Raw genomic sequence first — 16,875 nt, forward strand, 5'->3', positions numbered from 1 at the left:
CCGAACGGCAGATATAGATACTAAAATATTCCAAACTCCTTCTTCTCGCAAGGCCCGTTGCCGGTATTCATTCACTCAAATTTATAAACTATTCGATAGCTTGACCTTGGTGCGATGTGAATCGGTAAAAATGGCTGGCGCTGACATTGTCAATTTAGCGAAGACGGTAAAGGGATTGCAACTTCGGAATCTTCTTCGGCGGCGAAAGCCGATGTGATCAGATTGCTTACACCAAGGAAGAGCCATGGGAAGAGTCGTCCTGTTGCAGCGGTAAAGAGTTCCCATTCGGTCAACGCCATGCTTGATGCCGAGATCGAGATTGTTCCCTATAACTCTGGATGGACTACTGCATTTCTTGAGGAGCGGAAACTGCTTCGCGCTGTCCTAGAGCCTTGGCTGATTGGTGAAATTGAGCATGTAGGCAGCACTGCCGTTGCTGGTATGTCAGCCAAGCCAACCATCGACATCATGGCTCCAGTGGAATCGCTCGGTCGGTCTCGTGCAGCCACCGCTGTGGCTGTGGAGGCGGGTTATGTTCACTATCCCTACAAGCTTGAGCAAATGCTCTGGTTTTGCAAGCCTTCACCCGAGCGGCGTACCCATCATCTGTATCTTGTTCCGTACAACAGCTTATTGTGGTTGGAGCGATTGGCCTTCAGAGACATCTTGCGACAAGACAAAATACTTTCTTCTGCCTACGCCAACCTGAAAGTTGAGCTGGCGAGTAGATTCAGGTCTGACCGCGAAGCCTATTCTCAGGCCAAAGCACCGTTCATTCAAGCTGTTCTTGCATCAAGATGCAGCATTGGACCGGCCTGAAACTCCAAACCAAAGGAGATCATTATTAATGAGAGAAACAGTTAGTAGTGCTGATCAAAATACAGTGAGCTCTCGCTCCTATCGCCTGCAACGCTTCCTTCGGGGCCTCCTGCTGGTTGTTGTCTTAATCGTTGCTTGCCAAACGACAACGACCCTTCATGCCCAGGAAAAGACTGGTCCGGAGCGGATTGTTGATGTCGGGGTTTCTCTCAGCCCTCCTTTCGTAATGGTTGATGACGGGCAATATTCCGGCTTGGCGATTGAGCTTTGGGAAGATATCGCAAAAGATCTGAACTTACAAAGCAACTATCGTTCTTATCAAACATTCCGGGAGCTTGTCGATGCCACAGCAGCGAGTGATATTGATATTGCAGTAACGAATCTCACGATTACCAAGGCGCGTGAAGAGCGCATCGATTTCACTCAACCATGGTTTGATGCCGGTCTGCGAATCATGGTTCGTGCTGACCAAGGCGTTGACATCAGAGCAGTGATCGCGGGGCTGATGGATTCTGGGCACTTTGGTGCTTACGCTTGGCTGGCTATTATTATACTGGGTGCAACTCTGGCGGTTACGTTGTTTGATCGGAGATTTGATCCGGATTTTCCAAAGCGTTGGCGCGATGGAATTGCCGAAAGTTTCTATACCGTGATGTCGGTGGCAACATCAGGAAAGCCTGCTCGTCGCAAGAGTTTGACTGGTTGGCTTGGACGTATTTGGGCGGCCGCGTGGCTGATGTGTGGAGTTGCCGTTCTTTCCTATATCACCGCTTCGGTTACAAGCGTTATGACAATGCTTTCCTTGAACAATCAGATCAGCAACTTAAGTGATCTTCCCGGTAAGACGATTGGGGTTTTCTCTGGAAGCACAGCAGAAGACTATGTGCGTGAAGTCGGGATGATGTTTCAAGCCTTTCCAAGCATCGAGTCCGCAGTGGCATCGTTACGAAAAAAAGATGTTGCGGCCATTGTTGCTGATGCACCTGTTCTTGAATACTATCAGCATAATAATCCTAATTCAGCTGTCGAAGTTGTGGGCCCAATATTTGAACCCGATAAATATGGATTTGCGCTTAATCCTGGTAATCCCCTCACCGAGGCTGTGACCCTCGAGCTGCTCGAAGGCAAAGAAAATGACTTGATAGAGAAACTACGCGCAGATTACTTCGGGAGATAGGCCCTGAGGGGAACCGTGGCTCCGTTTGCGGTAGAGCTTCAGAAGCACGGCCCAGCACGCCACATCATTCCAAGGCTGATCTGTGCATCAATCTACCTTTCCTAGGCCATTAGGAATCGGTCAATGGACGCAATCCTTCCTGTGGACGTAGTTGCTCAATAGCGCATGCGCCAACTTGTGATGCGCCCATCCTCCACGGTGAATAGGAAATCGGCTTGGCTGCTGTAGCCATTGCTTTGATACTGGCCTGTTGCAACAACCTCGTTTCCGCTGGCTGTGAGTTGAGCGTTCTCCACACGGCCGTTGCGTTGGATGATGTCGCTATCAAGCCAGCGAAAGAAGGCCTCTCCTGATTTCGCTGTTCCATTGCCATAGGCCTGGGAGGCGTTAGCGGCAAACAGAGAGCGAATCTTCTCCCCATCATTGGCAGCCATGGCCGCCATCAAGGAGTCAACAACACTCTTGGGATTGTTGGCCGGAGCTGTAGCGGGAGCTTGGGCCAGCTCAGATGCCGCCACTGGCCTTGGATTCTCGGCAGGTGCCTGAGAGGTTGCGCATTGCGGCAGGATGGCAAAAACCATGACAGCGGCAAACGGCGACGCCAATCCGCCGGGGTTTTTCAACCTGAGCCACTGCAAGGGAGAACGGTTCGTTCTACTTCTGATGGATACAGTAAGCCATTTCCAGCTTGAATGTATGGCCCCAAAAATGGCCCTGTTCACGAAGTTCTGCATGCTTTCTGCACGGATGGTTTAGGGAATCGGATCAACAGGGAGTAGTGAAGGGTATTCTGCTCCCTGGCTTGAGCCTCTGCTACTCCGCTGCAGTGCCAGAACTTGCAATTTAACGTGTTGTGTAGCCACCATTGGCGAAAATCGTCTGCCCGGTAATCCATCAGCCCTCGGTTGCCAGAAATCTCACAATCGGAACAATATCTTCAATCTGGGTGAGTTGGTTGCCCATCCCCTGGGATTTGTGAAAGGCCACCCGCTCAGGTGTTTCCTGACCATAGAAGAAGGGTGTATCCATCGGGCCTGGTCCGATGGCTGTCACCGAGAGGCCACGGGATGAAAATTCCTTGGCGGCCGCGCGGGTGAAGTGCTCCACCGGGGCCTTGCCGCCCGCATAGGTGGAGTAACCATCGGTAAAGGCCGCCAGGAGAGACGTCACCAGCGAGATGATTTTTCCATTGTCGTGGAGATGCTTGCCCGCTTCTTTGATAAAGAAATAGGCTGTCTTTGCATTGATATCAAACATCGAGTCAAACTCGTCTTCGCTTGTTTCCAGGATTGGCTTGCGCAACACTTTGCCTACGGTGTTAATGGCGATATCAATGCGACCAAAGCGCTCCTTTGCCTTCTTGAAGAGCAGGCTGACATTCTCTGGCTTTGTCAGATCGCCTTGGACGGCTATCGCCTCCCGGCCGAGTTCTCCAATGGCCTGCACGGTTTGCTCAGCTTCTTGTTCGGCCGATGGGCTGTGGTAGTGAACAACAAGATTGGCCCCTTTGCGGGCAAGATCGCGACTGATCAGTCCGCCAAGATTCTTGGCGCCACCGGCAACAAGCACCACTTTTTGATTCAAGTTATCGCTGGGCATGGCTGACTCCTGGAAGATTGAGGATCGCCCGCAGTGATCGCCCCTGTGGAATCGGTGGGGAGGTCTGCAGACTACAGAACCCTACCGAGTTGACGAAACTATGGGTAGTGGGTAAAATTGCAATTATATATTGCGATGAGAGCAATAAGCATGCCGAGCCTTCAGCAGCTGTTTGTCCAGGTGGTTGAAGCAGGAAGTTTCAAGCAGGCAGCAGAGCAGATGCAGATGGAGCCATCCTCGCTCAGTCGCAAGATAGCGGCCCTGGAGCAGCATCTCAACGTGCGATTGCTGCATCGTTCGACCCGCCATACCCATCCAACCGAACTTGGCCAACGTTATTATGCTGGCCTGTTTCGCTCGTTCGTTTCAGGGGGTGTTCCAGACGAAGCGCGAGGAGGCCGCATAGTTCCAGACAAAGACCACCAGGATTCCGGCTAGCTGGGCCCAGAGCCGGTCTGCTGAAACGTGGCTGTAAAAGGCCGAAGCCACACCCACGTTCGCCAGGACCGGCAAGGAGGCCACCAAGAGAAACTTCAGCAGGCCCCGCAGCAGGGCCGCTCCCTTCTGCCGTTGAAAGCGGAAGGTGAGGGCATTGTTGATCAGGTAGTTGGTGGTGGCCGCTGTGAGCACCGCCACCGGCAGGGCCTGGTCAAAACGCAACGAAACCAGGCCCATCAGGGCCTGTACGACTAGAAGTTGAATGACCACGCCTGTGGCGCCCACCAGCGCAAAGCTGATGGCACGGCGCGGAATGGCCCGCAACAACAGGGTGTGCAGGATCGAGATGCCGAGATCCCAGACGATGGCCAGATCCAGCTTCGAATCTCCGGTGATCCGGGCCTGGAAATTCAAGGGAATTTCGCTCACGTTCAGCTGCCCGTCGCTGATAGCCAGCAACTCGTAGAGGAACTTGAAACCATTCACATCCACCCGCCGCACCAAAGGAATCGTGCGCTCCGGCCTGAGGGCGAAAAAGCCACTCATGTAATCGCTCAAACGGCGATAGCGGGGCAAGCTGAAGCGGGCCATGCCATTGGCCCAGGTGGAATGGAGGGTCCGTTGGCTGCTGAGGCCAACGATGGCGGCCTCGCGATGGAAACGACTGCCGATCACCAGATCGCAGCCACTGTCGATCAGTTGGCGCACAGCCGTTTCGATTGCAGTGGGCTCATGCTGGCCGTCGCTGTCCATGACGACCACCACATCACCGGTGGAGTCGAGAATGCCCTCTTTGATCGCGCTGGCCAGCCCCCCGCGTCCCACCCTGCGGATCAGGCGAACGCAAGCCTGCTGATGGGCCAGCTCCCTGACGCGATCCGCCGTGCCATCGGCTGAATCATCATCAACAAACAGGATCTCGAGGATGAACCGTTGCTGGAGCGGCAATAGCTGATGGAGGATCCGCTCAACGTTGTCGAGTTCGTTGTAGGTGGGGAGCACGATGGACAGTCGCTCCACGCTCAGATTCCCGTGACGCCTTTGCGTTTCCCGCAACGACGCCGGGAAGAATCCTGAGGATTCCGCCCGGACGCCTTTTGCTCCAACGAGGCCACATTCAAGCCGTTGACCCTCAACGAGTTGACACTCAATGGATTGACAATCAACGACTCAACGCTCAAAGAGCCTTGGCCGTGGCGACCACGTTGGCCACGGTGAAGCCGAACTTCTCGAGGCAGACAGCGCCAGGGGCCGAGGCACCGAAGCGATCGATCGAGACGGTCGCACCGTCGAAGCCGCTGTACTTGTGCCAGCCGAAGGAGCCGGAAGCTTCCACCACCACGCGTTTACGCACGGCGGCCGGCAGCACCGACTCGCGATAAGAGGCGTCCTGCTCCTCAAACAGCTCGACGCAGGGGATCGAGACCACCCGCACTTTCCTGCCCTCGGCGCTCAGCTGCTGGGCCGCCTTGACGCAGAGATCCAGTTCGGTGCCTGAGCCGATCAGGATCAGCTCCGGTGTGCCATCGCAGTCTTCGAGGACGTAAGCCCCTTTGGCCACCTGGGCCGCTGAGCTGTTCGCCTGGTTAGCCATGGCCTGGCGGCTGAGGGCCAGCACGGTGGGGCGCTTGCGGTTGCTGATCGCCACTTCGTAAGCACCACTGGTTTCATTGCCGTCGCCGGGGCGGATCACCAGCAGGTTGGGGATCGAGCGCAGCGAGGCGAGCGTCTCAACCGGCTGGTGGGTGGGGCCGTCTTCGCCGAGGCCGATCGAATCGTGGGTGAGCACGTAGATCACCCCGAGTTCGGAGAGGGCCGAGAGGCGCATGGCGCCCACCATGTAACCGGCGAAGACCAGGAAGGTGCCGCCATAGGGGATCAAGCCACTGCCGTGGTACGCGATGCCGTTGAGGATCGCCGCCATGGCGTGCTCGCGCACACCGAAGTGCAGATAGCGGTTGGCTTCACCGCCCTTCTGGAAGCTGGCCTCTCCCTTGATGTCGGTCAGGTTGGAGTGGGTGAGGTCGGCGGAGCCGCCGATCAGCTCGGGCAGGCTGGGGGCGATCGCATTCAGGCAGTTGTAGGAGTACTGGCGGGTGGCCAGGCCCTTGTCAGCTGGGGTGAAGGACGGCAGCGTCGCTTCCCAGCCCTGGGGCAGCTCACCGCGCAGCATCCTCTCGAACTCGGCCGCTTCAGCTGGGTACTGGCTGCGGTAGGTGGCCAGGGTGGCGGTCCACTCGGCTTCGGCGGCCTGCCCGCGGCTGATTGCTTCGCGCCAGTGGTCGTAGGCCGGCTGGGGCACCTCGAAGTTGCCGTAGCTCCACTCCAGCGCCGTGCGGGTGAGCTCGGCCTCATCGGCCCCGAGTGCGGCGCCGTGCACGCCGGCGGTGTTGGCCTTGTTGGGTGAGCCGTAGCCGATCGTGGTGGTCACCTTGATCAGGCTGGGCCTGTCGGTGACGGCCTTGGCGGCTTCGATCGCCTGGGTGATGGCGGCCACGTCGTCAGCGTTGCCATCGGCCACGTGCTGCACGTGCCAGCCGTAGGCCTCGTAGCGCTTGAGCACGTCCTCGGTGAAGGACACACCGGTGTCGCCATCGATGGTGATGTGGTTGTCGTCGTAGAGGGCGATCAGCTTGCCCAGGCCCAGGTGGCCGGCCAGGGAGGCGGCCTCACTGGAGATGCCCTCCTGATGGCAGCCGTCACCCATGATCACGTAGGTGAAGTGGTCGACCAGATCGACCCCAGGCCGGTTGAACTTGGCGGCCATGTGGGCTTCGGCGATCGCCAGGCCCACCGCGTTGGCGATGCCCTGACCGAGCGGGCCGGTGGTGACCTCAACGCCCGGGGTCTCGAAGGTTTCCGGGTGGCCCGGCGTCTTGGAGCCCCACTGCCGGAATTGCTTGAGGTCTTCGAGGCCGACGCTCTTGTAGCCGGTCAGATGGAGAAGGGAATAGAGCAACATGCAGCCGTGGCCGGCTGAGAGCACGAAGCGATCACGGTTGAACCATTTCGGGTTCTCCGGGTTGTGGCTGAGCACCTTGTCCCAGAGGGCATAGGCCATCGGTGCGGCGCCCATGGGCAGCCCTGGGTGGCCGGAATTGGCCTTGTTGACCGCATCAATCGCCAGAAAGCGGATGCTGTTGATGCAGAGAGTGTCGATGGACAGGGTGTCCACGGAGGGGGCGGCGACCATGGCGATGGCAGAAGGGGTGGGGAGGGGTTCCTCTGGGGAGCGGAACGGAGGTTCAGCTCATCCGGCGGAAGGCGAGGCAAACATTGTGACCGCCGAACCCAAAGGAGTTGGAGAGCACGACATTCAATTTGAGTTCCCGTGCCTTGTTGGGAACGACATCCAGATCACAGGCCGGATCGGGATTGTGGTAATTGATCGTAGGAGGCACCAGGTTGTGCTCGATCGCCATCACGGCGGCAACGGCTTCAATGCCGCCGCTGCCGCCCAGCAGATGGCCGGTCATCGATTTGGTGGAACTCACTGGAATGGTTCTGGCGTGCTCCCCGAGGGCCGACTTGATGGCTGAGGTTTCGTTGCTGTCGTTGGCCTGGGTGCTGGTGCCGTGGGCATTCACGTAATCCACCTGTTCCGCTTCCAGCCGGGCATCGGCCAGGGCCAGCCGCATGGCTTCGGCGCCGCCGACGCCACCCGGTGAGGGCGAAGTGATGTGATGGGCATCGCAGGTCATGCCGTAGCCGACGACCTCCGCGAGGATGGTGGCGCCGCGGGAGCGGGCGTGCTCGAGGCTTTCAAGCACCACCACGCCGGCCCCTTCGCCGATCACGAAGCCATTGCGCTCCGCATCAAACGGGCGGCTGGCCGTGGCGGGATCGTCATTGCGGCAGGAGAGGGCCTTGGCACTGGCGAAACCGGCCACCCCCAGGGGGGTGATCGCCGATTCGGCTCCGCCGCAAACCATGGCATCGGCCAGGCCGAGCTGGATCAGGCGATAGGCATCGCCGATGGCGTTGGAGCCGGCGGCACAGGCGGTGGAAGCTGCCGTGCTCGGTCCCTTGGCGCCGATGGCGATGGCGGTCAGACCAGCCGCCATGTTGGGAATCATCATCGGCACGCAGAACGGGCTGACCCGATCGGGCCCCCGATCAGCCAGCACATGGGCCTGGGTTTCCATCATCAGCAGCCCACCCACGCCGGAGCCGATGGCCACGCCCACCCGCTCGGGCCGCGCCTCTTTGATCGCCAGACCCGCCTGGGCCACCGCCTGCTTGGCAGCCACCACGGCGAACTGGCAGAAGCGATCCCAGCGCTTGGCCTCTTTGCGCTCGATACTGCCGCTGGGATCAAAGTCCTTGACCTCGGCCGCCAGCCGGCAGGCATGGCGGGACGCATCAAACAGTGTGATCGGCCCGACGCCGTTACGACCCGTGCTCAACCCTTCCCAATATTGGGAAATGGTGTTGCCGATCGGTGTGACCGCGCCCAGCCCTGTGACGACGACGCGGCGGAGACCCTCCACCATCAACAACCTCAGGCCTGCTTGTCCTGGATGTACGTCACGGCATCACCAACGGTGGTGATGCCTTCGGCGGATTCATCGGGAATCTCGATGTCAAAGGCTTCTTCCAAGGCCATGACCAGCTCGACGGTGTCGAGAGAGTCGGCGCCGAGATCGTTCTGGAAATTCGATTCGGGCTTCACTTCAGCGGCGTCGACGCTGAGTTGCTCGGCAACGATCGAGCGCACTTTCTCGAAGATCGCTTCCTGTGACATGACCGATGAGTGAGAGGCCGCATCCTACGGGTCGCCCTGTCTCAGGCCTTGGCCGATATGAAAAAGGGTGACGGCCCGGCGACGGCTTGCCCAGCGGACCGTTCGCTGTGGGTACTTTGACCCCACGACGTTCGCTACCAGGCAGGGCATGTCCCATTCCGTCAAGATCTACGACACCTGCATCGGTTGCACCCAGTGCGTCCGGGCCTGCCCTCTCGATGTCCTTGAGATGGTCCCCTGGGATGGCTGCAAAGCGTCCCAGATCGCTTCGTCACCGCGCACCGAAGACTGCATCGGTTGCAAGCGCTGTGAGACAGCGTGCCCCACTGACTTCCTCAGTGTTCGCGTCTATCTCGGTGACGAGACCAGCCGCAGCATGGGCCTCTCCTACTGAGTCCGGCTCCGTCCTGCAGACCACCCGGCTTCGGCCGGGTTTTTTTTTGGTTGTGAGTTCTGCCCTTCTGCTGTCCGATTGGGTCAGGCGCCGGTCAATCCTTTAGAAACAGCCCAATTCCGGCCCATCGGCCATGTGTGGCATCGTCGCGGTGATCGGTTCCAGGGAGGCTGCCCCCCTGTTGCTCGAAGGCCTTCGTCAACTCGAGTATCGGGGCTATGACTCCGCCGGGCTCGCCACGGTCGAGGCCCTCGCGCCAGGAGGCCTCGGCAGTCCTGCCGGCGCGCTCACCTGTCTGCGGGCCGAGGGCAAGTTGGTCAACCTGCAGCTCCGCTTCGACCAGCTCGGCGCTGGCGGGCAGTGCGGCATCGGCCATACGCGCTGGGCCACCCATGGCAAGCCTGAGGAACGCAATGCCCACCCCCATCTCGATGGGGCCAAGCGGCTGGCCGTGGTCCAGAACGGCATCATCGAGAATCACCGCCAGCTGCGTGAGCAGCTGCAGGCCCGGGGTGTTGTTTTCCGCTCCGAGACCGATACGGAAGTCATTCCTCACCTGATCGCCCAGCGCCTTGGGGAGCTTGACGCCGCCGGTGGAACTGCCAGCGCCGGCCTGTTGCTCGAAGCGGTGCAGCACGTTTTACCCCTCCTGCAGGGGGCCTACGCCCTGGCTGTGGTCTGGGCCGAATGCCCTGGTGTCCTGCTGGTGGCACGGCGTCAGGCACCGTTGCTGATCGGTCTGGGTGAAGGGGAGTTCCTCTGCGCCAGTGACACCCCCGCCCTGGCCGGCTTCACCCGCACGATCCTGCCGATGGAGGACGGCGAAGTGGGCCTGCTGACGCCGCTGGGCATCGAGCTCTACAACCAGGCCGGTGAGCGGGTGCAGCGCAGCCCCAGCCTGCTGACGGGCACCGAACACGTGGCGGACAAGCGCAGCTTTCGCCACTTCATGCACAAGGAGATCCACGAGCAGGCCGAAACGGCGGCGCTCTGGGTGGCCCGTCACCTGCCGGAATCTGGCGGCGTCGCCGGGCTCCCGTCCCTGGTGGCCCTGCCCCTGGCCGATCAGGTGTTCGATCGGGTCGAGCGGATCCAGATCCTGGCCTGCGGCACCAGCCGCCATGCCGCCCTGGTGGGCGCCTACCTGCTCGAGCAGCTGGCCGGCATTCCCACCAGCGTGTTCCACGCCAGCGAGTTCCGCTATGCCCCCACTCCCCTGATGGCCCACACGCTCACGATCGGGGTCACCCAGTCAGGAGAAACGGCCGACACGCTTGCCGCTCTGCTGATGGAGCGCGATCGACGCGCCTTGATCGCTGACCCCGCTTTCGCCTCCAACCAGCTGGGCATCACCAACCGGGTCGAAAGCTCCCTTGGTCGGCTGGTGCCGCACATCCTTGATATCGGCTGCGGCATCGAGGTGGGGGTGGCCGCCACCAAGACCTTCCTGGGCCAGCTGTTGGCTTTCTACGGCCTTGCCCTCTCGTTCGCCGAGCGGCGCAGCAGCCGCAGTTCTGACGACCTGCGCGCCCTGGCGTGTGGGCTGCGGGCCCTGCCCGCCCAGATCAAGGCGCTGGTGGCCGATCACGACCGCCGCTGCGCCGAGCTGGCCCATTTGTTTGCCGATACCCAGGATGTGATTTTCCTGGGCCGTGGCATCAACTACCCCATTGCCCTGGAGGGGGCCCTCAAACTCAAGGAGATCAGCTACATCCATGCGGAGGGGTACCCAGCCGGCGAAATGAAACACGGACCGATCGCCCTGCTCGATTCCCGGGTGCCGGTGGTGTCGATCGCGATGCCCGGCAGCGTCTTCGACAAGGTGCTCTCCAATGCCCAGGAGGCCAAGGCCCGCGATGCCCAGCTGATCGGTGTGGCGCCGCCCGGACCTGACACCGAGCTGTTCGATGTCTTGCTGCCGGTGCCTGCGGTTGACGAGCTGCTCTCGCCTCTGCTGACGGTGATTCCGATGCAATTGTTGAGCTATCACATCGCGGCCCATCGCGGTCTTGATGTCGATCAGCCGCGCAACCTGGCCAAGAGCGTCACCGTGGAGTGACCGTCTTCCCCCTGTCCCCGCAGCTTTTGATGCGTCTGTTCGCGCTTCTCGCCGCGTTGATCGCCCTGCTGGCCTTCTTCGCCGCCGCTGAGTTCGCCATGATCCGGCTGCGCCCGAGCCGGGTTCAGGTGCTGGCTGCTGAAGGCCATCCCGGTGCCGCCGCGGTCGACCGGCTGCAGAAGCGTCTGCGGCGGGCCTTGCTCTCCACCCAGCTGGGGGCCGCCCTGGCCCTGGTGGCCCTGGGCTGGGCCGGCCGTGGGCTGGCCGTCCGCCTGGATCCCCAGACTGGGCGGCCCTGGATCGATGTATTGGTGTTTCTGGGTCTGGTCTGCCTGGCCACCCTGCTGGGCGGCTTGTTACCCAAAGCCTGGGTGATGCACAACCCGGAGGTGTCGGCCCTGCGCCTGGCACCGGTGCTGGAGTCGGCGAACCGCACCCTCTCGCCCCTGCTCTCGCTGCTTGAACGCCTGGCCGATGGCCTGCTGAAGCTGCTGGGGCTGCCGCGCCACTGGGACGCCCTGGTGCCGGGCCTCTCAGCCGGGGAGCTCGAAACCCTGATCGAATCCAACAGCGTGACCGGCTTGATGCCCGATGAACGCAACATTCTTGAAGGGGTGTTCTCCCTGCGCGACACACCGGTGCGCGAGGTGATGGTGCCCCGTTCCGGCATGGTCACCCTGCCGCTCGATGCCTGCTTCGCCGAGATGATGGATGCCGTCCATGCCACCCATCACGCCCGCTTTCCAGTGATCGGTGACTCCCTCGACGATGTCCGCGGCCTGCTCGATCTGCGCCGGTTGGCCGAACCAATCGCCCGGGGCCTGCTGCAGGGAACCACCCGGCTGGCCCCCTTCATCTCACCGGTGACGAGCGTGCAGGAAACGACCTCCTTGGCTGAGCTGCTGCCCCTGATCCGCAGCGGTCAGCCGCTGCTGCTGGTGGTGGATGAACATGGAGGCACCGAGGGCCTGGTCACGGTGGCCGATCTCACCGGTGAGATCGTCGGCGATGAGGACAACAGTCAGTCAGGCGTGGCCGATCTCCAGCAGATCGATGCCGACAGCTGGCTGGTGGCTGGGGATCTCGAGGTCGTCGAGCTCAACCGTCAACTGGGATTGCGCCTGCCCGAAGCCGAAGGGCACCACACCCTGGCTGGCTTCCTGCTGGAGCGCTTGCAGCACATTCCCAGCCGGGGCGAGAGCATGCGCTGGAAGGGCGATCACTTCGAGATCAGCTCCATGGATGGTCCCCGGATCGAGCGGGTGCTGATCACCCGCCGGGCTGCCGAAGAGACGGCCCACGAGCCCAATCCCTGATCATTGATAATGATCTCTTCAGGTCGAAGGATGGTCGCGTTGACGCGAGTGCTGGGGATGCGATGACCACCGTTCCGATCGAACCGGTCAAGGTGGGCGTCATCGGCATCGGCAACATGGGCTGGCACCACGCCCGCGTCCTGAGCCTGTTGCGCGATGGCGAACTGGTCGGTGTTGCCGACCTCAACGAGCGTCGCGGGCAACTGGCGGTCGAGCAGTTCGGCTGCCGCTGGTTTTCCGACTTCGAAGCCCTTCTGCCCCATGTCGAGGCGGTGTGCATCGCTGTTCCGACCCTGTTGCACCATCGGGTCGGCATGGCCTGCCTGCGGGCCGGCGTGCACGTGATGATCGAAAAGCCGATCGCCGCCAACCAGGAGGAGGCCACCGAGCTGATCCAGGCTGCCGAGGTCGCCCAGCGCCAGCTGCAGGTGGGCCACATCGAGCGCTTCAATCCCGCCTTCCGGGAGTTGCTCAAGGTGGTGGCCGATGAGGAGGTGGTGGTGCTCGAAGCACGCCGGCACAGCCCCCATGCCGATCGCGCCAACGATGTGTCGGTGGTGCTGGATCTGATGATCCATGACATCGATCTGGTGCTCGAGCTCGCCCAGGCTTCGGTGGTGCGGCTGGCGGCGGTCGGTGGTCGCAGCGCCGAGGGCCCGATCGACTACGTCAATGCCTCTCTAGGTTTCGACAACGGTGTGGTGGCCAGCCTGACGGCCAGCAAGATGGCTCACCGCAAGATCCGCAGCCTCAGCGCCCACTGCCGGGCCAGCCTGGTGGAAACCGATTTCCTCAACCGCAGCCTCCATATTCATCGCCGCACCCACGAAACGGTGTCTGCCGACCACGGCGATCTCCTCTACCGCAACGACGGCTTCATCGAAGAGGTGAGCACCACCTCGATCGAACCCCTCTATGCCGAGCTGGAGCACTTCCTGCAATGCGTGCGCGGCTGCGAGATTCCGGCGGTGAATGGCCAGCAGGCCTCCAGGGCCCTGTTGCTGGCCAACTTGATCGAGCAGGCCGTCGATCAGCCCTCGCTCTGCATGACGCTTGACGCCCCGATCTGAACGGGGCCTGATTCGATTCCCTTGGTGAGATCACGCAGGGCCAGGATCTGCCAGCGGCGGCAGCTGGCCGGTGAGGCGCGGTAGAAGCTGTCCCAGGCCTCCGCTTTGTGCAGTCCGTAGGCTTCGGCGCTGCTGTCGCCGTGGTCCTGCTGCCAACCGACGCGGACGGCGTGGCCGATCACCACGTCAAGGGCCAGGTTGTCATCGAAGCGAACCTCAGGATTGGCCCCCACGAAGGCCACCAGGGAAAGCAGGGTCTCGCAGCAGAGCCGCCGATATTCGGGAGCTTCGATCTTGCTGAGCAGATGCTCCACCAGGGCGGCGAAGTTGCGCTCACCGGGGGTTTTCTCGGAGATCAGAGGGGCGCTCTCTAGCCGATTACGGCGTTCCAGTTTGTCGCCGATCACCAGGCCGCGGCAGTGGTGGAGCAGATCCCAGACACCGGCATAGAAATCGCGGGGGACCCGTTGCAGGGCCCCGAGCCGCTGGCGGTGCTGCAGCCAGCGGGTTTCCCCGCTTGGCAGGGTTTCGAGTGCCACCGGTACGTCCCAGCGGACCCGGCCGCTGAGGTGGAGCTGTTCCTTGCGCCGCAGGGCATCGCGGGCATGGTCCACATCGGCCAGCACGGCCCGGAGGCGGCGACGGATCGCGTGCGGGGGCAGGCTGCACAGCGCTTCGAAGGCGTCGCCGGGGCTGAGGTCCTGCTCGGCGGCCAATTCACCGGTGAGCAGCAGTAGCAACTGACCCAGCTGCAGGGTGAGGCTGCCGCTGAGCAGGGCAGGTTCCAGCCGAGCCAGGCCGTCCAAGGCCAGCAGCAGCTCCTGTTGCAGCATCCATTCGCGCCCGTCTTCGCCGCTGAAGCGGCGGATCATGGCGGCGATCGTCGCGCTGCCCTGGGGCTGGGTGATCAGCGAGTCGTGGGTGTAGTTGCGGCCCACCACCAATTGTTTCTGGCGCACCAGCAGGTCGGTCATGGCATCTTCGAGCTGGGGGTGGACCAGGTCGATCAGGCCGGCGCAGCGGCGCACCACCGACCAGTCGGATTCGCCCAGGCTGCGGCGGTAGATCTCCTCCACCAGGGCCTGCAACCGCACCGGTCCTCCCTGCGATGGTCCCTGCAGGATCGCGTTCTGACCGAGGCGTCGCACCAGCTGTTCGAGCAGCTCCGCCTGCTCGCTCAAGGAGGTGCTTCCCCAGAGCCGCTCCGCCAGGTCGGCGATCGGGATCTCTTCGAGCTCCTGCTCCTGCTCGATGGTGAGCGGGTGGTGGCTGCTGCTCGGCAGCATCGGGGTGGCGGCGATCGAGGCTGCGGAGCTGCCGATCGCCTGGGCCGGTAGGTCCACCCAGCAGGCCCAGGCGCTGAGCGCTTCGAGCCGATCCAGCCGCACCGGCACCCCCTCGATGCAGCCGCTGGCGAGGGCATGGCCAAGGCGAAGGATGGCCTCCGGATCGCGCTGGAACGGCCCTGCCGCCACTGGGATGACCAGCAACGGCTGCCCGGATCCGCGCCAGTGGCGCTGGAGCAGGCGCAACTCACCGATCACGGTGTCACCGAGCTGTTCCGGGTCATCGACGAGGTAAAAAGTGCCTTCCTCCAGCACCGCCGGCAGGAAGGCGATCAGGCCGGCGCTGTCGTGGTAGACCCGTGCCGTGGCCATGGTCTCCATGCGAACAGGTGGATGGCCGCTGAGGCCGAGCTTTGCGTTGGCGCCCACCTCGGCCATGCGGGCGGCCAGATCGCGGGAGCCCGCCAGCCGCACCGGCCTGGCCCCGCCAGCCCAGTCTTCCTCCGTCACGCTCTCTGCGCCGCTCACCGGCAGGCCTGCCGCTTCCAGTGCTGCGGCGATCGAGGCATTGGCGGGTGCCAGGGCGACGAGCAGTTGCTCGGCGCCGGGCTGGATCGGGTGGCGACGGCCAATGGGATCGATGTCTTCGGGTTTGATCAGCCCGTTGAGCAGCAGATCACCCAGCCAGGTGAGGCTCTGGGTCCAGAGCAGGGGAACGTTGGCATTGGCGATCCGCGCCTGGCTGCCGGGCTGGAGCCGTTCCGCCTCGATCGACTCCTGCGGCACCAGATAGAGCTCCGGCAGGAGCGGCAGGCCGTCCACCTCCAGGCTCACCGCCTCCAGCCGCCGCCGCCAGCTCCAGGCTTCCTCCCAGCGCGATTCACAGCAGGCAGTGACCAGCTCATAGGCGAAGAACAGCGGCCACTCGCATTCGATCGCTTCGAACTGGGCCAGTTCCTCCCGCTCATAGTGGAGACGGTGGTGGTCTTCCACCACCGTCTGGTGGCCATCGCGACGAAAGCGTTTGTAGCCATAGAACCCCCCGAGCTCCCGCCGGATCTTGTCCCTGGTGCGCTCGACCAGCAGGGGATCTTCAACGGCCCAGGCGGGGTAGCCGATCACCGAGAGGCAGGCACTGTCCACCTCCTTGCTGGCCGACTCCCGCGGCAGCAGGGCCTGGAGAGCGCGGCGCAGGCGCATCACCGGCGGCTGGGGGATGTGCAGGCAGCAGCTCCCGTCGCCATGGGGGCCATAGAGATCGAGCCCATCGAGGGCCTCCAGGGCCGCCTTGACCAGGCCGATCGAGCTGGCGTTGCGCTCTGGCTCGCCATGGTTGCCCTTGTCGCCCCGCTCCCAGATGCCGTAATCGGCCACCCGGTAGGCCCGGGCCACGTAATACACCAGGTTCTGCAGGAAATCCCGTTCGTGGTGGCTCTGAACCACGACCAGTCCGGACTTGGTGAGCTGGGCGAGCTGGAGCAGATAGAGGGCCGTGGCATCGAGCTGCAGGTGCCCCCAGCCGTCATCGGCCACCACCGGCTCGCCCCGGCAGGTGTCGAATTTGGCGTGGATCGCATCGCCTCGATCGAGGCTGTTTTTGAAGCGCTCCACCTTGTCGGCCTGGCGCAGCATCGCGACCAGCAGGCCACGCATCAGCATCAAGACTCGCTGCTCCAGCTCGAACACCCGCTGGCTGGCTCCATTGAGGCGGCGGTGTGCCAGGGCCAGCCCCCAGACGCATTGAATCGAATACACGCAGTCGCGGACCCAGGCATCGCCGTAATTGCCATGGACGGTGTTGGCGGTGCTGGCCGGCAGCAGGCCGCTGATCGGGTGTTGACGCACCAGCACGGCCCGCTCGATCTGGCCATCGAGGAGCTGAAGCATCGCCTGGGCTTCGGCATCGGCCAGAACCCGGGGCCCTTGATCGTTGCCTCTGCCTGGGTCTGTCATCCTGCCGCTGAACTCCCGGA

14 protein-coding genes are annotated in these 16,875 nt (G+C 62.3%); 7 read left to right on the forward strand and 7 right to left on the reverse strand.

Annotated elements, in window-relative coordinates:
* Positions 1-297: 297 nt before the first annotated feature.
* Positions 298-819 carry a GrpB family protein gene (locus tag ACXMDM_RS04710; RefSeq protein ID WP_071800797.1) on the forward strand — a complete coding sequence of 174 codons (522 nt, stop codon included), beginning with the start codon at positions 298-300 and terminating at the stop codon, positions 817-819.
* Positions 788-1,996 (forward strand): transporter substrate-binding domain-containing protein, encoded by a 1,209-nt coding sequence (locus ACXMDM_RS04715; protein ID WP_222428266.1) that lies wholly within the window; start codon positions 788-790, stop codon positions 1,994-1,996. The genes ACXMDM_RS04710 and ACXMDM_RS04715 overlap by 32 nt, the downstream gene beginning before the upstream one ends.
* Positions 1,997-2,151: 155 nt before the next feature.
* Here the strand turns inward: ACXMDM_RS04715 and ACXMDM_RS04720 are convergent, their stop codons facing one another.
* Entirely contained in the window at positions 2,152-2,619 is a 468-nt protein-coding gene (locus ACXMDM_RS04720) for a nuclear transport factor 2 family protein (protein ID WP_499570186.1), read from the reverse strand.
* Positions 2,620-2,890: 271 nt separating this feature from the next.
* Positions 2,891-3,595 (reverse strand): SDR family oxidoreductase, encoded by a 705-nt coding sequence (locus ACXMDM_RS04725; protein ID WP_259723389.1) that lies wholly within the window; start codon positions 3,593-3,595, stop codon positions 2,891-2,893.
* A 225-nt stretch (positions 3,596-3,820) separates the two neighbouring features.
* Between ACXMDM_RS04725 and ACXMDM_RS04730 the strand changes: the two genes are divergently transcribed.
* A complete protein-coding gene (locus ACXMDM_RS04730; RefSeq protein WP_499570361.1) occupies positions 3,821-4,033 on the forward strand; it encodes a LysR family transcriptional regulator in 213 nt (70 codons plus the stop codon).
* Here the strand turns inward: ACXMDM_RS04730 and ACXMDM_RS04735 are convergent.
* The 4 genes from ACXMDM_RS04735 to acpP form a co-directional block, all read right to left on the reverse strand.
* Positions 3,962-5,053, reverse strand: a complete 1,092-nt coding sequence (locus tag ACXMDM_RS04735; protein ID WP_233830578.1) for a glycosyltransferase — start codon at positions 5,051-5,053, stop codon at positions 3,962-3,964. The two genes, ACXMDM_RS04730 and ACXMDM_RS04735, sit on opposite strands and share 72 nt — an antisense overlap.
* 157 nt (positions 5,054-5,210) lie before the next feature.
* A complete protein-coding gene (gene tkt, locus ACXMDM_RS04740; protein WP_071800802.1) occupies positions 5,211-7,226 on the reverse strand; it encodes a transketolase in 2,016 nt (671 codons plus the stop codon).
* A 52-nt stretch (positions 7,227-7,278) separates the two neighbouring features.
* Complete coding sequence (gene fabF, locus ACXMDM_RS04745) at positions 7,279-8,526, reverse strand: beta-ketoacyl-ACP synthase II (RefSeq protein WP_071802100.1); 1,248 nt, start codon at positions 8,524-8,526, stop codon at positions 7,279-7,281.
* A gap of 8 nt (positions 8,527-8,534) precedes the next feature.
* Entirely contained in the window at positions 8,535-8,777 is a 243-nt protein-coding gene (acpP, locus tag ACXMDM_RS04750; protein WP_071800803.1) for an acyl carrier protein, read from the reverse strand.
* A gap of 148 nt (positions 8,778-8,925) precedes the next feature.
* On the opposite strand from acpP, the gene psaC reads away from it, so the two are divergent.
* The 4 genes from psaC to ACXMDM_RS04770 all read left to right on the forward strand — a co-directional run bounded on the left by psaC (position 8,926) and on the right by ACXMDM_RS04770 (position 13,616).
* Entirely contained in the window at positions 8,926-9,171 is a 246-nt protein-coding gene (gene psaC / locus ACXMDM_RS04755) for a photosystem I iron-sulfur center protein PsaC (RefSeq protein WP_071800804.1), read from the forward strand.
* Between the two features lie 133 nt (positions 9,172-9,304).
* The gene (gene glmS, locus ACXMDM_RS04760) at positions 9,305-11,230 is read left to right on the forward strand and encodes a glutamine--fructose-6-phosphate transaminase (isomerizing) (protein WP_071800805.1); all 1,926 of its coding nucleotides are present in this window, start codon (positions 9,305-9,307) and stop codon (positions 11,228-11,230) included.
* A gap of 29 nt (positions 11,231-11,259) precedes the next feature.
* Positions 11,260-12,546, forward strand: a complete 1,287-nt coding sequence (locus ACXMDM_RS04765; RefSeq protein ID WP_071802101.1) for a hemolysin family protein — start codon at positions 11,260-11,262, stop codon at positions 12,544-12,546.
* Positions 12,547-12,608: 62 nt separating this feature from the next.
* Complete coding sequence (locus tag ACXMDM_RS04770) at positions 12,609-13,616, forward strand: Gfo/Idh/MocA family protein (RefSeq protein WP_071800806.1); 1,008 nt, start codon at positions 12,609-12,611, stop codon at positions 13,614-13,616.
* Here ACXMDM_RS04770 and ACXMDM_RS04775 read toward each other — a convergent pair.
* Positions 13,577-16,855, reverse strand: a complete 3,279-nt coding sequence (locus tag ACXMDM_RS04775; RefSeq protein WP_399252854.1) for a glycoside hydrolase family 15 protein — start codon at positions 16,853-16,855, stop codon at positions 13,577-13,579. The genes ACXMDM_RS04770 and ACXMDM_RS04775 overlap by 40 nt on opposite strands.
* Positions 16,856-16,875 lie beyond the last annotated feature (20 nt).

This window comes from Synechococcus sp. CS-603 (assembly GCF_977929215.1).